This is a genomic window from Nocardioides abyssi, assembly GCF_030412915.1.
GTDB classification, from domain to species: Bacteria; Actinomycetota; Actinomycetes; order Propionibacteriales; family Nocardioidaceae; genus Nocardioides; species Nocardioides abyssi.
The window spans coordinates 1-225 of sequence record NZ_JAUHJR010000265.1 but is presented as its reverse complement, the minus strand read 5'-3'; the positions used below and the strand labels follow the sequence as shown (position 1 = coordinate 225).

The window sequence follows — 225 nt, the reverse complement described above, 5'->3', positions numbered from 1 at the left end:
CGGGGCGTCGTCCGTGCTCGTCGAGGAGGCCCCGTGGCCCGCATCCTGATCGTGGAGGACGAGGCGCGCATCGCCTCGTTCCTGGCCATGGGGCTGCGTGCCGCCGGCCACCAGACCACCGTCGTCGACGCCGGACGCCGCGGTCTCGACGAGGCGCTCTCCGGCGGGCACGACCTGATGGTGCTCGACCTCGGGCTGCCGGGCATGGACGGCCAGGAGGTCCTC

The 225-nt window shown here is 74.2% G+C and carries 1 protein-coding gene; it reads left to right on the top strand.

Going from position 1 to position 225, the window contains the following annotated elements:
- Positions 1-33: 33 nt before the first annotated feature.
- A partial coding sequence (locus tag QWY29_RS20725; protein ID WP_300963098.1) for a response regulator transcription factor occupies positions 34-225 on the top strand: 192 nt, incomplete at its 3' end.